General features: G+C 58.1%; 17 protein-coding genes. All 17 read left to right on the top strand.

All coding sequences use genetic code 11. The annotated features are described in order from the left end of the window. Positions 1-38 precede the first annotated feature (38 nt). Complete coding sequence (locus JUF21_RS09785; RefSeq protein ID WP_203664284.1) at positions 39-755, top strand: GntR family transcriptional regulator; 717 nt, start codon at positions 39-41, stop codon at positions 753-755. 24 nt (positions 756-779) lie between these two features. Further along, positions 780-1961, top strand: coding sequence for an SIS domain-containing protein (locus tag JUF21_RS09780; RefSeq protein ID WP_203664282.1), 1182 nt, complete (start codon positions 780-782; stop codon positions 1959-1961). A gap of 21 nt (positions 1962-1982) precedes the next feature. Next, on the top strand, positions 1983-3143 hold the full coding sequence (gene nagA / locus JUF21_RS09775; RefSeq protein WP_203664273.1) for an N-acetylglucosamine-6-phosphate deacetylase: 1161 nt from the start codon (positions 1983-1985) through the stop codon (positions 3141-3143). Between the two features lie 51 nt (positions 3144-3194). Beyond that, the gene (locus tag JUF21_RS09770) at positions 3195-4991 is read left to right on the top strand and encodes a beta-galactosidase family protein (protein ID WP_203664265.1); all 1797 of its coding nucleotides are present in this window, start codon (positions 3195-3197) and stop codon (positions 4989-4991) included. A gap of 3 nt (positions 4992-4994) precedes the next feature. Beyond that, positions 4995-5492 (top strand): PTS sugar transporter subunit IIB, encoded by a 498-nt coding sequence (locus JUF21_RS09765; RefSeq protein WP_203664263.1) that lies wholly within the window; start codon positions 4995-4997, stop codon positions 5490-5492. Beyond that, the gene (locus JUF21_RS09760) at positions 5489-6388 is read left to right on the top strand and encodes a PTS sugar transporter subunit IIC (protein ID WP_125754628.1); all 900 of its coding nucleotides are present in this window, start codon (positions 5489-5491) and stop codon (positions 6386-6388) included. The genes JUF21_RS09765 and JUF21_RS09760 overlap by 4 nt, the downstream gene beginning before the upstream one ends. Then, positions 6375-7196 (top strand): PTS system mannose/fructose/sorbose family transporter subunit IID, encoded by an 822-nt coding sequence (locus JUF21_RS09755; protein WP_125754627.1) that lies wholly within the window; start codon positions 6375-6377, stop codon positions 7194-7196. Before JUF21_RS09760 ends, JUF21_RS09755 begins: the two co-directional genes overlap by 14 nt. A gap of 90 nt (positions 7197-7286) precedes the next feature. Continuing rightward, positions 7287-7667, top strand: coding sequence for a PTS sugar transporter subunit IIA (locus tag JUF21_RS09750; RefSeq protein WP_203623885.1), 381 nt, complete (start codon positions 7287-7289; stop codon positions 7665-7667). 45 nt (positions 7668-7712) lie between these two features. Beyond that, a complete protein-coding gene (locus tag JUF21_RS09745) occupies positions 7713-8714 on the top strand; it encodes a tagatose 1,6-diphosphate aldolase (protein ID WP_203623884.1) in 1002 nt (333 codons plus the stop codon). Between the two features lie 209 nt (positions 8715-8923). After that, positions 8924-9829: an ABC transporter ATP-binding protein gene (locus JUF21_RS09740; protein ID WP_203623883.1), complete on the top strand. Its 906-nt coding sequence runs from the start codon at positions 8924-8926 to the stop codon at positions 9827-9829. Further along, positions 9819-11435 carry an ABC transporter permease gene (locus tag JUF21_RS09735; RefSeq protein ID WP_203664261.1) on the top strand — a complete coding sequence of 539 codons (1617 nt, stop codon included), beginning with the start codon at positions 9819-9821 and terminating at the stop codon, positions 11433-11435. The genes JUF21_RS09740 and JUF21_RS09735 overlap by 11 nt, the downstream gene beginning before the upstream one ends. Positions 11436-11447: 12 nt before the next feature. Next, positions 11448-12089, top strand: coding sequence for a TetR/AcrR family transcriptional regulator (locus JUF21_RS09730; protein WP_203623881.1), 642 nt, complete (start codon positions 11448-11450; stop codon positions 12087-12089). 109 nt (positions 12090-12198) lie between these two features. After that, positions 12199-13068: an NAD(P)-dependent oxidoreductase gene (locus JUF21_RS09725; protein WP_203664259.1), complete on the top strand. Its 870-nt coding sequence runs from the start codon at positions 12199-12201 to the stop codon at positions 13066-13068. 63 nt (positions 13069-13131) lie between these two features. Next, the gene (locus tag JUF21_RS09720) at positions 13132-14004 is read left to right on the top strand and encodes an aldo/keto reductase (protein WP_203623879.1); all 873 of its coding nucleotides are present in this window, start codon (positions 13132-13134) and stop codon (positions 14002-14004) included. A gap of 127 nt (positions 14005-14131) precedes the next feature. Further along, on the top strand, positions 14132-15727 hold the full coding sequence (gene asp1 / locus JUF21_RS09715; protein WP_203664257.1) for an accessory Sec system glycosyltransferase Asp1: 1596 nt from the start codon (positions 14132-14134) through the stop codon (positions 15725-15727). 2 nt (positions 15728-15729) lie between these two features. Beyond that, entirely contained in the window at positions 15730-17238 is a 1509-nt protein-coding gene (locus tag JUF21_RS09710) for a glycosyltransferase (protein ID WP_203623877.1), read from the top strand. Positions 17239-17355: 117 nt separating this feature from the next. After that, positions 17356-18024, top strand: coding sequence for a hypothetical protein (locus tag JUF21_RS09705; protein ID WP_203623876.1), 669 nt, complete (start codon positions 17356-17358; stop codon positions 18022-18024). The last annotated feature ends 94 nt before the right edge of the window (positions 18025-18118 follow it).

Below are 18118 nucleotides of genomic sequence, written 5' to 3'. Positions count from 1 at the left end.
GTGGTAGGTACCACGTGAGACAAATGGGAGGTGAGGAGATGGCAAAAACTTCGTTATCTGAAAGGCTGACGCAGGAACTTGAAAAGTTGGTGACCGAACAGCTTCGGCCAAATGACAAGCTGCCTTCGGAGCGGGCGCTCAGTGAGCAGTATCACATGAGCCGCAATACGGTGCGCGTGGCATTGAACCAGTTGTTTTTGCGCGGGTTCATCTACCGCAGTCCGGGTAAAGGCACGTTTGTTGCCGAGCCGCTGGACAATCGGGCCGACGTTGCCGCTGCGTTCAGTTTCACCCAGCAGATGGGCGCGATGAAGCGGCATCCGGAAAGCCGGGTGGTGGCGCTGAGGCAGATCCCGGCGCCGCCGATGGTCGCCGAGCACCTGAGGCTTAAGCACGGAGCGGCGGTTCATGTGCTTGATCGCGTTCGAATGGCTGATCACGAACCGATGATGGTCGAGCGCAGCTATCTGCCAGTCGCGGCGCTGCCGGATCTCGACAAAGCCTTGCTCAAGGACACGCCATTATACGATTTGCTTGAAGCACATTATGGCATTCACATCGACACCGTGGATGAGACTTTTTTTGCCGACCTGATGGCCCCTGAATACGCGCAATTATTGAACGTACCACCTAATTCGGCCTGTCTGAAAATCCGGCGGACGGCCTTTACGACTACTGGCGACATTATCGAATACACGCTGAGTGCTGCCCGCGCTGACCAATTTGTCTACCACGTTCAGCACGCTAACCACTAACTCACTTTACTGGAGGAGACAACTTTGTTTGAACAATCAACTGAAACACTGACCCAAATGGGTGCTCAGATTACGACTGCGGAAATCAAGCAACAACCAGATTTGTGGCTTGAAGCCTTGGCCAATTACACCAAGGACCAGGAGAAAATCACCGCATTTCTCGCGCAAGTCGCAGACCAGGCTAACGGCCAGTCGGTACGCGTGGTGTTTGCGGGTGCTGGCAGTTCCCAGTACGTCGGCGATACGGTGACACCATACCTTCAGGCGCACGGCGACCGGTGCCGCTTCTCGTTTGAGTCGGTAGGGACCACCAACATCGTTTCGGCCCCAGCCGATTACCTAACTCCGGATGAACCGACACTGCTGGTCTCGTTTGCCCGCAGCGGCAATTCACCGGAAAGTTTGAAAACCGTGACACTGGCCGAACAACTGGTGTCCTCACTTCACCAAATCAGTATCACCTGTGCACCGGATGGTCAGTTAGCCCAAAAAGCGCAGACAGAGCCTCAGACTCTGGTGCTGCTGCAACCCGCCCGGTCAAACGACAAAGGGTTTGCGATGACGGGGAGCTTCTCTTGCATGCTGCTTACCGCGCTGCTGGTCTTCGACACAGCAAGCCTCGAAACCAAGCAGGCCTGGGTTCAGACCATTGCGGCGATGGGCCGCGAAGTGATTGCCCGCGAGTCGGCCATTCAGGCGCTGGTTGACCAAGATTTTGAGCGCATCGTCTACCTGGGCACTGGTAGCTTGAGCGGCCTGGCTCGCGAGGCACAGCTGAAGGTCCTTGAACTCACCGCTGGCCAGTACGCCACCATGTTTGACAGCTCCATGGGCTTTCGCCACGGGCCGAAGAGCTTTGTGAATTCACAGACCCTGCTGTTTGATTTTGTTGCCAACGACCCGTACAGCCGGCAGTACGATCTGGACCTGCTGGCTGAAGTCGCAGGCGACCACATCGCCTCTCTCGTCATGGCGGTGGGCACTAAGCAGGCGCAGAACTTTGCCGGCAGCGGTTATTACTTTGACCATGGCACCGCCGACCTTCCAGAGGCGTATCAGGCGCTGCCTGATGTAATGTTCGCGCAGACACTGGCGCTGCTGGCGGCGGTCAAGGTCGGCAACCGGCCCGACACCCCGTCGCCAACTGGCACGGTCAATCGTGTCGTCAAAGGCGTGATTTTGCACGATTACCCAGCGGTTCGCTGACGTGCTAGGGGGAGTGAAAAAATGAGTGAGTACATTCACGCCGCCAAATATTTTCTGCCGCACACGGTGGAAACTGGCGGGTATCTCGAAATCACAGCTGACGGTAAGTTTGGGGCTTACCTGCCAGAAGGAGCCCGTCCGGCTGGGGACATCGTCGAGCAGCCGGGCCGCTGGATCGCGCCCGGGCTGGTCGACACGCACATTCACGGCCTGCTGGGCCACGACGTCATGGACAACGACTGGGCAGGCATTGAGGCAATGAGCCAGCACCTGGTGCAAGCCGGGGTGACCAGCTGGCTGCCAACCACGCTGACCGGCTCATTTGAGCAGCTAAAGGCGGTGTGCAGCACGGTGGCGGCAAATGCCGGTGAGGAATCTGGTGCGAAGATCCAGGGACTGTACTTCGAAGGCCCGTATTTCACGACTAAGCACAAGGGCGCGCAGAACCCGAAGTATTTTAAGAACCCGAGTGTAGCCGAATTTGAAGCCTGGCAGTCCGCGGCCAACGGCTTAATCAAAAAGATCGCGATCGCGCCAGAGCGGCCAGGAGCCGCTGCCTTCACCCAGGCTGTTGCCGCAACCGGCACCGTGGTGGCACTGGGCCACAGCGATGCCACGTTTGAGCAGGCAAAGGCGTGCGTGGACGCAGGCGCCACGGTGTTCACGCACACGTTCAACGGCATGAGTCCGCTCAGCCACCGCGCGCCGGGTATGGTTGGCGCCGCGATGGCACTGGACGGGGTGACCGATGAGCTGATCTGCGACGGCCACCACGTCCGGCCTGAAGTCGCAGCCACGCTGATCCGCCTGGTCGGCCCCGAGCATGTCGCGCTGATCACTGACTGCATGCGGGCGGGGATGATGCCAGATGGCGATTACACCTTGGGCGAATTTGCCGTTTACGTCAAGGACGGGATGGCCCGGCTGAAAGACGGCGACAGCCTGGCCGGCTCGGTGCTGCAGCTGAAAGACGCCCTGGCCAATTTGCTGGCATGGGGGGCGGCCACCCCGGCGGCCATTGTCAAAATGGCGACGCAAACGCCAGCGATATCCTGTGGGATTCAAGCGCACTGCGGCAGTATTTTACCTGGGCGAGAGGCCGATTACCTGGTCCTCGATGCCGACTTGCACCTGCTGGAGACCCACTTGGACGGTGCGCTGGTTTACCAGGCGGAAGACTGAGACGCCGGCGGCCGCACTTGATGATGGACTGAACCGCGAAGGAGCGCAGCAATGACAACTTTTTCCGTGGCCCACGACTTTCTGCTCGACGGGCAGCCATTCAAGATTCTGTCCGGGGCGATTCATTATTTTCGGGTTCATCCCAGCGATTGGCTGCATAGTTTGACCAACTTGAAGGCGCTGGGGTTTAACACGGTCGAAACCGTGGTGCCCTGGAACCTGCACGAGGCGCATGAAGGACAGTTTGATTTCACCGAGGGCCGAAATCTCCGCCACTTTTTGGGCCTCGCCCAGGCGCTTGGCCTGTACGCTATTGTGCGCCCATCCCCGTACATTTGCGCCGAGTGGGAGTTTGGCGGGCTGCCTGCTTGGCTTTTGACCAAGCACATGCGACTGCGCTCAGATGATCCGGCATTTTTGGCGGCGGTTGACCGCTATTACGCCGCCCTCATGCCGCAGCTGGTCGACTGTCAGGTGACGCGCGGCGGCAACGTGTTGATGATGCAGGTGGAAAACGAGTACGGCTCATACGGCGAAGACCATGAATACATGCGCGCGCTGGCCAAGCTGATGCGCCAGCACGGGGTGGATGTGCCGCTGTTTACCTCTGACGGGCCCTGGCCGGCAGCGCTGGAAGCCGGCAGTCTGATTGACGACGACATCTTGGCCACGGGCAATTTTGGCGGCCACGCGGCACATCATTTCGATCGGTTAGCGGACTTTCACCAAGCGCATGGCCGCGCGTGGCCGCTCATGTGCATGGAGTTTTGGACCGGCTGGTTCAACCGGTGGGGTGAGTCTGTGGTCAAGCGCACCCCTGACGAAACTGCGGCGGCATTGAGACCAATTTTAGCGCGGGGCTCGCTGAACCTGTACATGTTTCACGGTGGGACCAATTTTGGATTCATGAACGGGACCTCGGCGCGCCAGCAGCACGATTTACCGCAGGTGACCTCGTACGATTATGACGCCCCACTTGATGAGCAGGGCAATCCAACACCCAAGTACTTTGCTATTCAGCGGGTGGTTCACGAAATGCTGCCGGACCTGCCGCAGTTTCAGCCGCTGATCAAGCCGACGCTGCCGCCGGCGACGCATCCATTGACGGCTAAGGTATCCCTGTTTGCGGTTCTCGATCAACTGGCCACTCCAGTTGCTTCTAAGTACCCGCAAACCCAGGAAGCGCTGGGGCAAACTGGTGGCTATACGCTGTATCGCAGCCGTCCACTCATTGCCGCGCCAGATACCGGGCGTGCAGCCAAGCTGCGGATCATCGACGCGCGTGACCGCATTCAGGCCTTTCTTGATGAAAAGTGGCTGGGAACGCAGTACCAGGAGACCATCGGCGAGCCGCTGCCCCTGCCTGAAGCAGCTGGCCGACACCAGCTGGATGTGCTGGTGGAAAACATGGGCCGGGTGAACTACGGTGCCAAGCTTGAGGCCACGACGCAACGCAAGGGGATTCGGACGGGCGTGATGGTCGATTTGCACTTTATCCAAGACTTTGAACAGTATGCGCTGGACCTTGACTGCGCCGCCCAGCTCGATTTTGCTCGAAAATGGGTGCCTGGGGTCCCGAGTTTCTATCAGTACCAAGTCATGGTTGATGAACCGCAAGATACGTACCTTGATTGTCGCGGATTTGGTAAGGGGGTGATGCTGGTTAACGGGTTTAATGTCGGCAGATTTTGGGATCTGGGCCCGACGGTTTCGCTATACGTGCCAAAAGCGCTGCTCCACGAAGGTGAGAACACGGTGATCGTATTTGAAACCGAAGGACGGTATACCGACAGTTTGAAGCGGGTCGACCACCCACTGGTTGAGGGTAGCAAAACAAAGGAGGAATAATTCATGGCAATTATTGCAGCACGGATCGATGGCCGATTGGTCCACGGTCAAGTCGCCAACCTTTGGACGACGAAGCTCGGGCCGACCAGAATCATCGTGGTTGATGATGCGGCGGCCAAGAGTGATGTGGAAAAAAGTGGGCTGCGCATGGCCACGCCAGATGGGGTGCGGCTGTCAGTTCTTGATACCGAGCGCGCCGCCAAGCAGATTTTGGATCATCGCTATGATTCACAGAAAGTTTTTCTCGTTGCCAAGCGGCCAGAAACTTATCTGACGCTGGTGATGGCCGGGGTGCCGATCAAAGAAATCAATGTCGGCAACATGTCGCAGACGGACGAGACCCGCTCGATCACCAAGTCCATTAACGTGGTGGATGCTGACGTTGAGACCTTTGAGGAATTAGATTCGCTGGGCGTGCATTTGGTGGCCCAGATGGTGCCGGGAGATCCCGCGGCGGACTTCATGTCCCTGCTGAGAAAGGATAGGAGGAGCGAACAATGATCGCATGGTGGCAAATTGCAATTTTAACATTATACGCAGGCTATCAAATTCTCGATGAGTTGCAAATCTATTCCGCGATGAGTTCACCGGTGTTTGCCGGGTTAGTTACCGGCCTTGTCATGGGAGATATGCGCGCCGGACTGCTGATCGGGGCGTCAATGCAGCTGACGGTTTTGGGTGTCGGCACGTTCGGCGGGGCGTCAAGAATTGACGCGAACTCAGGCACCATTTTGGCCACGGCGTTTTCGATCAGTTCCGGGATGAAACCGGCCGCCGCGGTTGCCGCAATTGCGGTGCCAGTGGCCAGCATCATGATTCAAACGGATATTCTAGCCCGGTTCGCCAACACGTTCTTCGCGCACAAAATCGACAAAATGGTCGATGAATATAACTACAAGGGCATTGAGCGGTACTTCATTGCCGGGGCACTGCCTTGGGCGTTGTCTCGGATGATCCCAGTTGGTCTGGCCCTGGCGTTCGGCGGCGGGTTTGTGGCCAACCTGGCCCGCGTGCTGAACACGAGCTGGAAGTGGCTAGGCGATGGCTTGGCCACTGCCGGGGCAGTTCTGCCGGCGGTTGGGTTCGCAATCCTGCTGCACTACCTGCCAGTGAAGAAACACTTTGCCTACCTGATCCTCGGTTTCACCGTGACGATGCTGTTTTCCACGGTCTTTGGCAACATCCAAACGCTCGGCACCGCGGTGGCCGGCGTGGCGAAGACCTTCACCACGTCCTTCAACGGCCTCTCCATGCTTGCCATTGCGCTGATTGGGTTTGCCTTTGCGGCGATTGCCTACCAGCAGTCAACGGCGACGAATGCCGGTGGCGGCAGCGGGAGCAGCGACAAGAAGCCTGCCGCGGATGAGAAAGGAGAAATCGAAGATGATGAACTCTAAGACGCCGACTTATAAGTTAAATGATGACGACTTTCGGCAGATCAACCGGCGCAGCTTGTTCGGTTTTCAGCTGGGTTGGAACTACGAGCGGATGCAAGGCTCCGGTTACCTGTACACGATCCTGCCGCAACTGCGCAAGATTTACGGTGATGGCACGCCAGAGCTGAAAGAAATGATGAAGACGCACACGCAGTTCTTCAACACGTCCAACTTCTTTAACACCATCATTACTGGGATCGATTTGGCAGTTGAGGAAAAAGAAGGCATCAAGGGTGAGGAAACTGTTGCCGGGATGAAAGCCGGCTTAATGGGCTCGTTCGCCTCGATTGGGGACTCGATTTTCGCGGCCTTGATCCCTGCGATTTTTGGGGCGATTGCCGCCAACATGGCGACAAAAGGCAATCCGATCGGCGTGTTCATCTGGATTCTGGCGCAAATTGCCGTCATGGTCTTCCGCTGGAAGCAGTTGCGGGTGGCCTACAACGAAGGGGTGGCCTTGGTCACCACCATGTCACACCGGCTCGCTGCTTTGACCAACGCGGCGACCATCATGGGGGTCTTCATGGTTGGCGCCTTGGTCGCCACCATGATCAATGTGAAGTTTGCCTGGGCCCCGAATGTGGGCTCCGTGCCACTGGATATTCAAAATAGCCTGGATATGATCCTGCCAAAGCTGCTGCCGGCGCTAATCGTTGCCGGGATTTACTGGCTGCTAGGGCGCAAGCACATGACCTCGACCCGCGCCATCTTCATTGTGCTGATCGTGTCCGTGGTGCTTTCCGCGCTGGGGCTGATCGCGAAGGGTTAGTCAAACTGGTTATCAGAGGCGCTGTCGCACGGGAACCTTCTGTGTCTGGCGCCTTCGCTGTGCAAATTAATGGGTAAGGGAGTCAATAAAATGAGCAAATTGGTTTTGATCAGCCATGGGGATTTCAGCGCCGCGCTTAAGGCCAGCGCTGAAATGATCATGGGTCCGCAAGCCGACATTGCGACTGTGGGGCTGCAGCCAAACGAAGGACCGGAAGATTTTCGCACCAAGTTCGAGGCCGCCATTGCCGGCGAGTCAAAAGTCACGGTGCTGGCTGATCTGAAGGGCGGGACGCCAAGCAATGTGGCCGCCACGGTGCTGGCGCAAGGCGGCGACTTTGACCTGTACGCCGGCGCCAACCTGCCGATGGTGATCAGCTATTTAAACGCCCAGATGCTGGGGGCGGCACCTGACCTGCTGAAAGACGGCCAGGCCGGTGTGGTGTACGTCAATGACATTGTGAAGCACTAGCACGGCTGACTGAAAATTTGGGGTAGAAATATTGGAGGGACAAATATGTCGGTAAAATTGACACAGGGTCAATATCAACATCTGGAACAGCTGTCAAACGATCAACACGTCATCGCCGCCTTGGCGATCGACCAGCGAGGCTCGCTGCAGAAAATGCTGAACGCGGCGGCAGCTGGCGCGGCCAGTGAAAATGCACTGAGTGATTTCAAGGCGGTCGTGTCCGAGGAGCTGACTAAGTACGCCAGCGCGATCTTGCTTGATCCGGAATTCGGGCTGCCTGCCGCCAAGGCTCGCGCGGCCGATGCCGGCCTGCTGCTGTCGTACGAAAAAACGGGCTACGACGCCACTGAACCGGGCCGCTTCCCGGATCTGATCAACAACCAAAGCGCGCTGCGCATCGCCGAAGAAGGCGGCGATGCGGTCAAGTTTCTTCTCTACTACGACGTCGATGAAGGCGATGCGGTCAATGAGCGCAAGCGGGCTTTTGTGGAACGAGTGGGGGCGGAAGCGGCGGCCAACGATTTGCCGTTCTTCTTGGAGCTGGTCACATACGACGCGGATTTGGACAGCGTGGCTGATGCGACATACGCGAAAGTGAAGCCGCACAAGGTGATCGAAACCACGCGGGAGTTTAGCAATCCCCGTTACCGCGTCTCGGTGCTCAAAGTCGAAGTGCCAGTTAACCAGGCGTTTGTTGAAGGCTTTACTGACGGCGAAAGTCCGGTATACAGTCAAGCGGAAGCTTCGAGTTTCTATCAGCAGCAGGCCGATGCCACCGCTCTGCCGTTTATTTTCCTGAGTGCCGGGGTTTCTAACGAGTTGTTCTTAAAGGAATTGCAGTTTGCCCATGACGCCGGCGCCACTTTCAATGGGGTGCTGTGCGGCCGGGCGACCTGGAAGGATGGGATCATCCCGTTTGCTGCCCGCGGTGAAGCAGCCGGTAGAGAATGGATGCAAACTGAAGGCAAGGCCAACATCGAGCGGCTAAACGCCGTGTTGGCCACCACTGCGACACCTTGGGATGACGTCGTGACAATCGTTAAGTAACCAAAGTTTCACATGATTTTTGCCCCTTGAACGGCCGCTGCCGCTCAAGGGGTTTTTCGATGTGTGGCAGCCGCGGTTGACTGACGCGTTGCCTACGCGCAAAACCCTTTGGCCGCACCGCATCACGCCACCGCGTCAGTGACTCGAAAGTCATTGACCGAGCAGTCACCAGGCCGTACACTTGCCTCATCAATTGGGGAGGCGAGATCATGGCAGACGTTTTGACCGTTGATCACCTGCAGAAAAAGTTCGGGAAGTTTCAGGCCTTGAAGGATATCACGTTCAGCATTCACCCTGGGGAAGTGTTTGGATTTATTGGCCCTAATGGTGCCGGCAAGTCGACGACCATCAGGACGCTGCTTGGCATCCTGCGTCCGACTGCTGGCCGGGCCACCATTTTTGGCCAAGACGCCTGGGCCGCTGCGGTCAGCATCCACAAGCACATTGCTTACGTGCCTGGGGATGTTAATCTGTGGCCGAACCTGAGTGGCGGTGAGGTGATCGATTTTCTGCTGCGGCTGAACGGCCAGAAGCACACAGGCCGCACCGATGAGCTGATCAAGGCCTTTGCTCTGGACGTCCGTAAGAAGGCCCGGACCTACTCAAAAGGCAACCGGCAGAAAGTCGCGTTGGTCGCGGCGTTTTCCAGTCAGGCGGACTTATCTATTTTTGACGAGCCGACCAGCGGCCTTGACCCGCTGATGGAAGAGGTCTTCCAGCGGGAAGTGTTGGCGTTGAAGCAGGCGGGCAAGAGTGTGTTGCTGTCCTCGCACATTCTCAGTGAAGTGGAGCGAATGTGTGACCGGATCGCGATCATTCGCCAAGGCGAGATCATTGAGGTGGGCAGCCTGGCCGAGATGCGGCAGCTTAGCCGCAGCACGGTGCGCGTCACGACCCAGCAGCCGCTGACGGCGATTGAGGCTCTGCCTTCGGTGCATCAGTTCAAGGCCAAAACCCCGACGCAAGCGGTTTTTTCGGTCGATGCCGAGGCGCTCGGGGACACGATCACGGCCCTCAGTTCGCTGGGAATCACCCAGCTGATCACGACCCCGCCGACGCTTGAGGACCTCTTCCTGCGTTACTACAATCAAGAAGGTGGCAAAGATGAGCAGTAGGTACGCAAACACTTGGGCGTTGGTGCGGCTTAACCTGCGTCATGACTGGCTGAAAATCTTCCTTTGGATCGCTGGGCTGGCAGGCATGATGGCCAGCGCGGCCGCCAAATTTGAAGGGATCTACGGCACGCCCAAGGCTATGGCGTCAATTGCGCAAACCTTAAAAACCCCGGCCATGGTGTCGCTGTTTGGACCGTTTACCGCGACCCCACCATTTTCTTCGGCGGTGATCTACGGGGCGGAAATGATGGTGTTCATGGGCCTGTTTGCCGCCATGATGAATGTTTATTTTGCCGTTCACGCCACGCGGGCAGAGGAGGATGCTGGTACTTCCGAGTTGATTTTGGCCCATGCAGTCGGCAGACAGAGTCCGCTGCTGGCCGCCATTATTGAATTGGTAATAATCAACGGTCTGGCCGGTGTCTTGGAAGCCCTGGGCCTGCAGGCGGCCAACATGCCCGGTGCCAGTGCTACGGGCAGCTGGCTGTTTGGGCTGGGACTGGCCGCGTTCGGGTTCATGTTCGGCACCTTTTCACTGCTATTTGCGCAGATGGTTAGCTCAGCGCGCGCTTCGACCATGCTGAGTTATGCGTGGCTAGGCCTGCTGTACGTGGCGCGGATGGGGACTGACGTGCAAAATCCCGCTCTCACCTGGTGGACCATTTTTGGCTGGATCGAGAAAATGCATCTGTACACCGCAAATGTCTGGCCGCCGGTTTGGCTGATGCTGGGTCTGAGTGCTGGCGTGTTGCTTGGGGCGGTGGGGCTGGCCAACGCGCGCGACATTGGGGCCGGCCTGGTTGAACCGCGCACAGGCCGCAGCAAAGCCTCGCGCTTCCTGCAAGGGCCGCTGATGCTCCTTGTGCGGCTGGAGCGGACCAGCACCATGATTTGGTTGATCGGCTTGTTTGTCCTCGGTGCCGCGTATGGATCCATTTTTGGCACAGTCGGCGACTTGGTCAAATCCAATCCCATGCTGGCCAAGCTGCTGGGCAGCAGCGGGGTCGCTGCGGCCAACCGCGCCGTGGTGCTGGGACTGGCCAATACGCTGGTCGTAATTTTTGCGGTGGTCGCGGCGGTACCGGCAATTTCGACGCTGCTGCGGCTGAACACGGACGAGCGCAAAGGGTACCTTGAGCTGTTGCACGCTGCGCCGGTTTCTCGCCTGCACCTGTTTCTCAGCCATGCGTTTGAGGCAGTTGGTGTGGGCACCCTGGCCTTGGCGCTTGGCGTCTTGGGGATGGCGGCGGCCGGCAACGCCTCGATGACCACCCCAATCAGCTTGGCTCGCTTTATGCGCGGTTTTGTCGGCTACTGGCCGGCGCTGTTGGTGGTTTGTGGGCTCGCGGCACTGCTGGTGGGATTACTGCCCCGGCTTCAGGCCCTGATCTGGGTCGTGCCGGTGTATGGCGTGCTGTCCATGTTTCTCGGCCCCATGCTTGATTTTCCCAAGTGGGCGGAGCGGCTGTCACCGTTTGGCTGGGTCAACGCGGTGCCGACGCGCGCAGTCGCTTGGCCCACTTTTGCCTGGATGACAGCGCTTGGACTCGGCTTGTTCGGGCTGGCGTATGTCAGTTACCGCCGGCGTGATTTGACGATGAATTGAGGGGGTGCCATGGTGAAAAAGGATTCAAAGGTGCCCCGCGATCCGGTCAAAGTCGACCGAATCTTGACGGCCGCGATGCATGAATTTGCCAGCCAGGGCTATCAGGCGGCAAAGACAGACGTGATCGCCCAGGAGGCGCAAGTCTCGAAGGGGTTGATCTTTCGCTATTTTGGCAGCAAGGCGAAGCTGTATCTGGCCGTTGCCCAGTGGGTGTTTGACCGGCTGAACGCGGTCGCTGATTTTTCCGTTTGGCAGGATGCGCCAGACCTCCAGTCGATGATCACCCGTGCGCTGCGCTATAAGATTCAGCTGCAGCTGCAGTACCAGGACGAAATGCGCTTTGGGATGGCGCTTTACGGCGGCAGCGAACTACCAGAAACGGTTAAACCGCAGCTGCAGGCCCTGCTTCAAAAGGAGCTGAGCATGGCGAGCACCGATTTGGCCGGCCCGGTTCTGGCGCGCATGCCGCTGCGCGAAGGCGTGTCGCCAGCTTTGGTTGAGGACCTGATTCAGGGCATGATCACCTTGGTGAGCCAGCAAGCGCAACCGTTTCTTGACGCGCATCCGCATGCCACAGTCGAGGACCTGGACTGGTTGGTCGAAGAGGTGCAGAAGTATCTCGACGTGTTGGAACACGGTTTTTTAAAGTCATAAGGCTAGCCTTTAGCCTCCAAGCGGTTTTCTGTCAACACGCAGAAAGCCGCTTTTTCATTTTCGGCCGCCGGCGCTATACTGGTTAGTGTAAAGATGAGGAGGCGAGCAGATGCAGATTGGATTTATTGGGACCGGCATTATGGGCACGGGAATCATCAAGAATCTCCTGAAGGTTGGCTACGATGTGACTGTGTACAACCGCACACCGGCGCACGCCCAGGCCGTACTCGATGCCAATGCCAAGTGGGCGGACTCACCGCGCGAGGTGGCTGTAAGCAGTGACGTCACCTTCACCATGGTCGGCTTCCCTAAAGATGTTGAACAAGTGTATTTCGGCCCAGACGGGGTGCTGGCCGGGGCGAAAGCCGGCAGCATCATCGTGGACATGACCACCAGCCAGCCCAGTCTGGCCGCTCGTATTGCGGCGGCTGCGGCCAAGCAGGACATCCGCTCGTTAGACGCACCTGTTTCCGGCGGTGACATTGGCGCGCAAAAAGGGACACTCACGATCATGGTGGGCGGCGACCGGCAGGCATACGATGAGCTGCAGCCGCTGTTTGCCAAGATTGGTACAACCAACCACTACTTTGGCCCCGCTGGCAGCGGGCAACACGCCAAGATGGCCAATCAGATCATGATTGCTGGGACCATGACCGGGCTGACGGAAATGCTGGTTTACGCCAAGGCGGCCGGCCTGGATCTGAAGACGGTCTTGGCCACGGTGGGCGGCGGTGGCGGCGCCAACTGGAGCCTAGAGAACTACGGTCCGCGTATTCTAGTCGGCGACTACACTCCCGGTTTTTTCATCAAGCATTTTGTCAAAGATCTGCGTATCGCTTTGGAAGAGGCGGATCGGCTGGGCGTGGCGCTGCCGGCAACCAAGCAGGCCAAGGCCCTTTACCAGGCAATGGTTGATAACGGCCACGGCGATTTGGGCACGCAAGGGCTGATCACTAGCTACCCGAGTTGGCAGAAGTGACGCCGGTGCGCCGGTCGGCTATAATATAAGTAATTGAGTGGACACACAGAAAAGGAGCAAATCATGACAGAATTTTCAAAAATGAGCGACACTTATACGTTGAGTAATGGCGTCAAGATTCCAGTCGTCGGCTTTGGCACGTGGCAGACGCCGGATGGCGACGTGGCCAAGCACAGCGTTGAGGTCGCCATCGAGGCGGGTTATCGCCACATCGACACTGCGGCGATGTACCGCAATGAGGATAGCGTCGGCGAAGGCATCAAGGCGGGACTGGCGGCCACTGGGCTGAAGCGCGATGACCTGTTTGTCACCACGAAGTTGAACAATAATGCGCACAGCTTTGATCTGGTGCAACAGGCCATCGACGAATCTTTGACCAAGCTGGGCTTGGATCATGTGGACTTGTACCTAATCCACTGGCCAAATCCGGCCAGCTTCCGTGATTCGTATCCAGACAGCCTGAAGGACACTTGGCGCGGCATGGAGCAAGTGTACAAAGACGGCAAGGCGCGCGCGATTGGCATCTCCAACTTCCGGCAGGCGCACCTGGATGTGATCAAGGCGGACGCGACGGTTGAACCCATGGTCAACCAGATTTTCCTGAACCCGTCTGATTTACAGCCGGCGGTCACCAAGATGAACGAGGACAACCACATTCTGAGCGAGGCTTACAGTCCACTCGGCACTGGCAAACTGCTGGGCAATACTGAGCTCGCGAAGGTCGCCGCAAAGTACGGTAAGGGCGTGGCCCAGGTCCTGCTGCGTTGGTCCTTGCAGCACGGCTTCCTGCCGCTGGCCAAGTCGGTGCATGACGACCGCATTAAGCAAAACACGGACCTGTTCGACTTCAGCCTCAGCGATGCGGACATGAAGACCTTGGATGGCATGCACGGCGTGGCTGGGCTTGCCACCGATCCTGATACCACCAATTTCTAACTTGATTTGTTTTCGCTCTCAACCGTTCTGGTTGAGGGCGTTTTTTGGTGCCATTGGTTTCAGCCAGCGAAAAGTGATGGTCGATAGCCTATAATTGGCCATAGATGATTTCAGAAGGGAGCCGGCTATGAATTTTTTTATTAATGAAACCATGCACGCGCAAAAGTCGGGGATCGAGCACGCGGAATTAAAGCGGTTCAAGCTGTTCAACGAGCACGGCGCGGACTGCCGGATCGTGATTCGCAACTGGGATCCGGAACTGCATGAAAACACGCGGCAAGCCGGCATTCCGGACGCCCAGTTGATCAGCATGTTTGACTACTTTCAGCACGCCGAGCAGGTGAAGGATCGCCGAATCACGTTGGCAGATCTGGACTTTGGCGTGGCGAACACGACTGTTAAGCACGAGCCAGGCAAGAACCGGGTGCTCGTCACTGCAGGGGGGCAGTTGGTGGCGCGGGTCAACTTCTGGCCGGATGCACAGCGCGTGCATTCGACCGAGTTGTTTGACGCTTTTGGCAACTTGTACCTGGTCGAGCAATACGACAGTCGCGGCTTTGTCAGCCTGCAGCAGTGGTACACGCCGGACAACCAAATTGGCATGGAAACTTGGCTGACGCCAGCCGGTCAGCCGGTGCTGGAAAGCTACAACCGCGATGATCGGCAAGGCAAGCGCCAGCAGGCCGGCTGGCGGCTGACCGAACGCGACGGGCAGGTGTTTCAGTTTGCGACGATTGAGGCGTTGACGCAGCATTTTCTGGATGATCTCAATTTAGCTTTTTGGGACCTTGAGCGCCCCAATGTCTTCGTCTTGGACCGCTCGCACCTGGTCGAGTGGGGGATCACGCGGCTGAAGCGGCCGGCGTACACGGTGTTGTATCTGCATAACGCGCACACGGCCAACGCCCAGGATCCTGACGATCCGCTGCTGAACAACAATTACGAATTTGCGCTGAGCGATGTTGACGCGTTTGATGCGGTGGTTTCGGCGACACGCAAGCAGGCCGAGGCAGTGGCTCAGCGGTTCCACCCGCGGGCGGCCAACTTTGCCATCGCCGTCGGGGTGGTGCCGGATCAGCTGCTGGCGGCGCCGCGCGTGCCAGTGGCGCGGCGGCAGTTCGGTAAGATTGTGGCCTTTGCCCGCATCGCTTGGGAAAAGCACCTGGACGACCTGGTCCGGGCCGTCGCGATTGTGCACCGCGAAATTCCACAGGTGACCCTTGATCTGTACGGGTACGCCGATCCCAGCGACGACTACAAGGCCCGAAGGCAAGTCGAGCAGGTGATCAAAGCCGAGCACCTGGAAAAGGTGGTGACGCTCAAGGGCTACACCCAAGACATCGATCAAATCGAAAATTCGGCCATGATGTTTGGCGTGACGTCACGCATGGAGGGGTTCAACCTGGCCGTGATGGAGGCCATCGCTCATGGGCTGATCGCGTTTACTTATGATGTCAATTACGGACCGAACGAAATCGTTGAAAGCGGGGTGAACGGGCAGGTCGTGCCTTACGGCGACTACTGCGCCATGGCAGAGGCCATGCTGAAAGTGTTGCGCGATCCGGCACTGGCGCAGCAGTATTCTGCCGGTGCTTATGAGTCAGCCAAGCGCTACTCAAGTGCTGCGGTGTGGGAGCAGTGGCAGGCCCTACTGGCGGACGCCCAGGCAAATTGGCCAGCCAAACTAATTGCCGCGCGGTTTTGCAGGCCGGAGGAGGGCTGAGGATGAACTATTTTATCAGTGAAAATATTTTTGCTTATAACTCCGGCACCGAGCACGCCCAAGCGCGGCGGGTGCGACTGCTTTCCCGTTCCACTGCGACCGATGCGGTGTATGTGACCCGCAACTACAACCGGTTTTTGGCGCGCGACCGCAAGACGGTGGGACTAAAATCAGCGCAAGTGCTGAATATGTACGACTATTTTCAAGGGACGACAAGCGTGCCGAGAGTTGAACAAAAGCTGCGCTTGCTCAAGCAGATCCCGCTGGTCGCATACAAAATTGCCGGCCACGGCCCCAACTATTCCACTCTTGAAGAAAATGGTCTGACGCTGGCTCGCATCGATGTGATGCCCGGCACCGTCGGCCTAATTGGGTCGATTACCTATCAGGACCGCTTCGGGAACCTGACCGCACGCGAGAATTTTGACTGGCGCGGCTTTAAGTCCTCGGTCGACTACTTTCACCCGGACGGCCAGCTGGCCCGCACGATGTACCTGAACCTGGCCGGTCAGCCGGTGCTCGAGATGGTTTGCATGAATCGAGGCGGCCAGGTCGCGCCGACGATGTGGCAGCTGCTGGGCGACCACGGTCATCATTACCGGTTCAGCACGGAAGACGAGCTTTTCACCTTTTTCCTTGACGAACTGGTGAAACAGGACCCGCAGGCGCGCCTGTTTTCCGAGCGGCGCAGCCTGGACGCGGCGGTGGGCGCTGCCGCCGCTGCCCAAAAGTGGGCCATCTTCCACGACGCCCATGAGGTGGCCGGCCAACTGCTGGCAGCCTATCGTCCTGTGCTGGTCGAACACCCTGAGCAGTTCACCGGTGTGCTGGTTTCGACCAAGGCGCAGCAGGCGGCGCTCAACCAGCAGTTTCCACGCGTGCGCACGGCCGTGGTGCCTGACACCGTGATCTTCCCGGATGAAGCAAGCCCCGCGGTGGCGCGCGTGCCGCACCGGCTGGTGTTGGTCGGCCGCCTGGCCCCGGAAAAAGGGCCGGACGCCGCGCTGCGGATATTCACTCGGGTGCTCGCCGCGGTGCCGGATGCCACGCTAGAGCTGCGCGGATACCCGATCAGTGCCGACTACCTGAACCAGCTCAAGGCCCAGGCCGAGCACCTGGGAGTGACAAAGGCCGTGACTTTTTCGTCCTACGTGACCGGCCCTGAGCTGGCCCAAAGTTATCGCCAGGCACAGGTGCTGATCGCGCCGTCTCAGCATGAAGGGTTCGGCATGCAGCTGGTCGAGGCACTGAGCGCCGGTACGCCGGTGATTGCTGACGATGTGGCCTTTGGCCCCCGCGAGATCGTGGTGCCTGGGGTGAACGGTGACCTGGTGCAGCCAGGCGATGAATCCGCTGCGGCCGCCAAGGTGATCAGACTCTTGACGGATGCGCGGCTGTGGCACGCCTTGCATCAAGGCGCGCTGGATTCGGCTAAACAATACGTCGAGGCCCCGGTAGCCAGGCAGTGGCAGGCGTTTTTGGCTGGGCCGGCTGGGCACTCAACACACTAAAAAAATCGTCAATGATTCTTTTAAATAAAAATGTAATCGGTTTCGACAAGTTTTGATATGATAGAACCATCATAAGGGCGACCTGCTGGGGGCTTTGCGCAGGTCAAAGGAGGAGCTATGGCGCAACTATACCGAGCGTGGTTTCGCGCGAAAAAAGATGGTCGTTACATCGCCGGCTACAAAGCTGATACGGCGGACGATTTTGGGGTCGAACTGACTGATGATCCGGAACAAGCGGTTTCCATGATCACCGACCGCACAGCCGCTTTTGAGGTGGAAGACCGGCTGTTCCAGGCGTTGATTCGCCATCCTGATCCGGCTGGGGAGCCGTTAAACATGGCGACTGCCCTTGACGCTTTTCAGGTGGTGCGTCAGTTCTTTGAGGTGGAGACCTTGCCGGTCCCGGCGGGCACTGAGGAAGGTCGTGAGATCACTTGGGTCGTGGACACCGCGCAAGTGGACCTCGACCAGTTCGGGGCAGAGCATCAGATTTCCCGCGATGATAATCGGCTCGTTGACCTTGATGAAGGCGATTGGGCGCAGCTGCGGTTCACGGTGCTAAAGGCCCAGCGTTATGTGGATGACTTGACCGGCGCGTATTATCCGGGCATGACGGTGCGCCACGCCGACGAGGCGGTATTTTGGGCGCTGCCTGATGAATTTATGACCTGGGCGGAGGTCGTTTCCCAGCTCGACATCTTTCCGTGCACGGTGCAGTTCACTAAAACCCCGGACGGAAAACCATACGCAGCCCTTCAGCTGCCGCTAGCTGCAGAGGAGGAATAGCAGATGCGAAAAATTGCCCCCAGTTTACAATTCAAGTGCAACACCCTGACGACTAGACCAAAAAGGCCATGAAGACCTATTCTTGTTAGTACTA

This window comes from Lacticaseibacillus sp. 53-4 (genome assembly GCF_016861805.1).
Classification (GTDB): domain Bacteria; phylum Bacillota; class Bacilli; order Lactobacillales; family Lactobacillaceae; genus Lacticaseibacillus.
The sequence above is the reverse complement of the archived record's forward strand: the minus strand, read 5'-3'. Positions and strand labels throughout refer to the sequence as shown.

Excerpts from the sequence above, each read along its gene's own strand:
- JUF21_RS09785 (WP_203664284.1), top strand. The coding sequence starts at position 39 with ATGGCAAAAACTTCGTTATCTGAAAGGCTGACGCAGGAACTTGAAAAG.
- nagA (WP_203664273.1), top strand. The coding sequence starts at position 1,983 with ATGAGTGAGTACATTCACGCCGCCAAATATTTTCTGCCGCACACGGTG.
- JUF21_RS09770 (WP_203664265.1), top strand. The coding sequence starts at position 3,195 with ATGACAACTTTTTCCGTGGCCCACGACTTTCTGCTCGACGGGCAGCCA.
- JUF21_RS09765 (WP_203664263.1), top strand. The coding sequence starts at position 4,995 with ATGGCAATTATTGCAGCACGGATCGATGGCCGATTGGTCCACGGTCAA.
- JUF21_RS09760 (WP_125754628.1), top strand. The coding sequence starts at position 5,489 with ATGATCGCATGGTGGCAAATTGCAATTTTAACATTATACGCAGGCTAT.
- JUF21_RS09755 (WP_125754627.1), top strand. The coding sequence starts at position 6,375 with ATGATGAACTCTAAGACGCCGACTTATAAGTTAAATGATGACGACTTT.
- JUF21_RS09750 (WP_203623885.1), top strand. The coding sequence starts at position 7,287 with ATGAGCAAATTGGTTTTGATCAGCCATGGGGATTTCAGCGCCGCGCTT.
- JUF21_RS09745 (WP_203623884.1), top strand. The coding sequence starts at position 7,713 with ATGTCGGTAAAATTGACACAGGGTCAATATCAACATCTGGAACAGCTG.
- JUF21_RS09740 (WP_203623883.1), top strand. The coding sequence starts at position 8,924 with ATGGCAGACGTTTTGACCGTTGATCACCTGCAGAAAAAGTTCGGGAAG.
- JUF21_RS09735 (WP_203664261.1), top strand. The coding sequence starts at position 9,819 with ATGAGCAGTAGGTACGCAAACACTTGGGCGTTGGTGCGGCTTAACCTG.
- JUF21_RS09725 (WP_203664259.1), top strand. The coding sequence starts at position 12,199 with ATGCAGATTGGATTTATTGGGACCGGCATTATGGGCACGGGAATCATC.
- JUF21_RS09720 (WP_203623879.1), top strand. The coding sequence starts at position 13,132 with ATGACAGAATTTTCAAAAATGAGCGACACTTATACGTTGAGTAATGGC.
- asp1 (WP_203664257.1), top strand. The coding sequence starts at position 14,132 with ATGAATTTTTTTATTAATGAAACCATGCACGCGCAAAAGTCGGGGATC.
- JUF21_RS09710 (WP_203623877.1), top strand. The coding sequence starts at position 15,730 with ATGAACTATTTTATCAGTGAAAATATTTTTGCTTATAACTCCGGCACC.
- JUF21_RS09705 (WP_203623876.1), top strand. The coding sequence starts at position 17,356 with ATGGCGCAACTATACCGAGCGTGGTTTCGCGCGAAAAAAGATGGTCGT.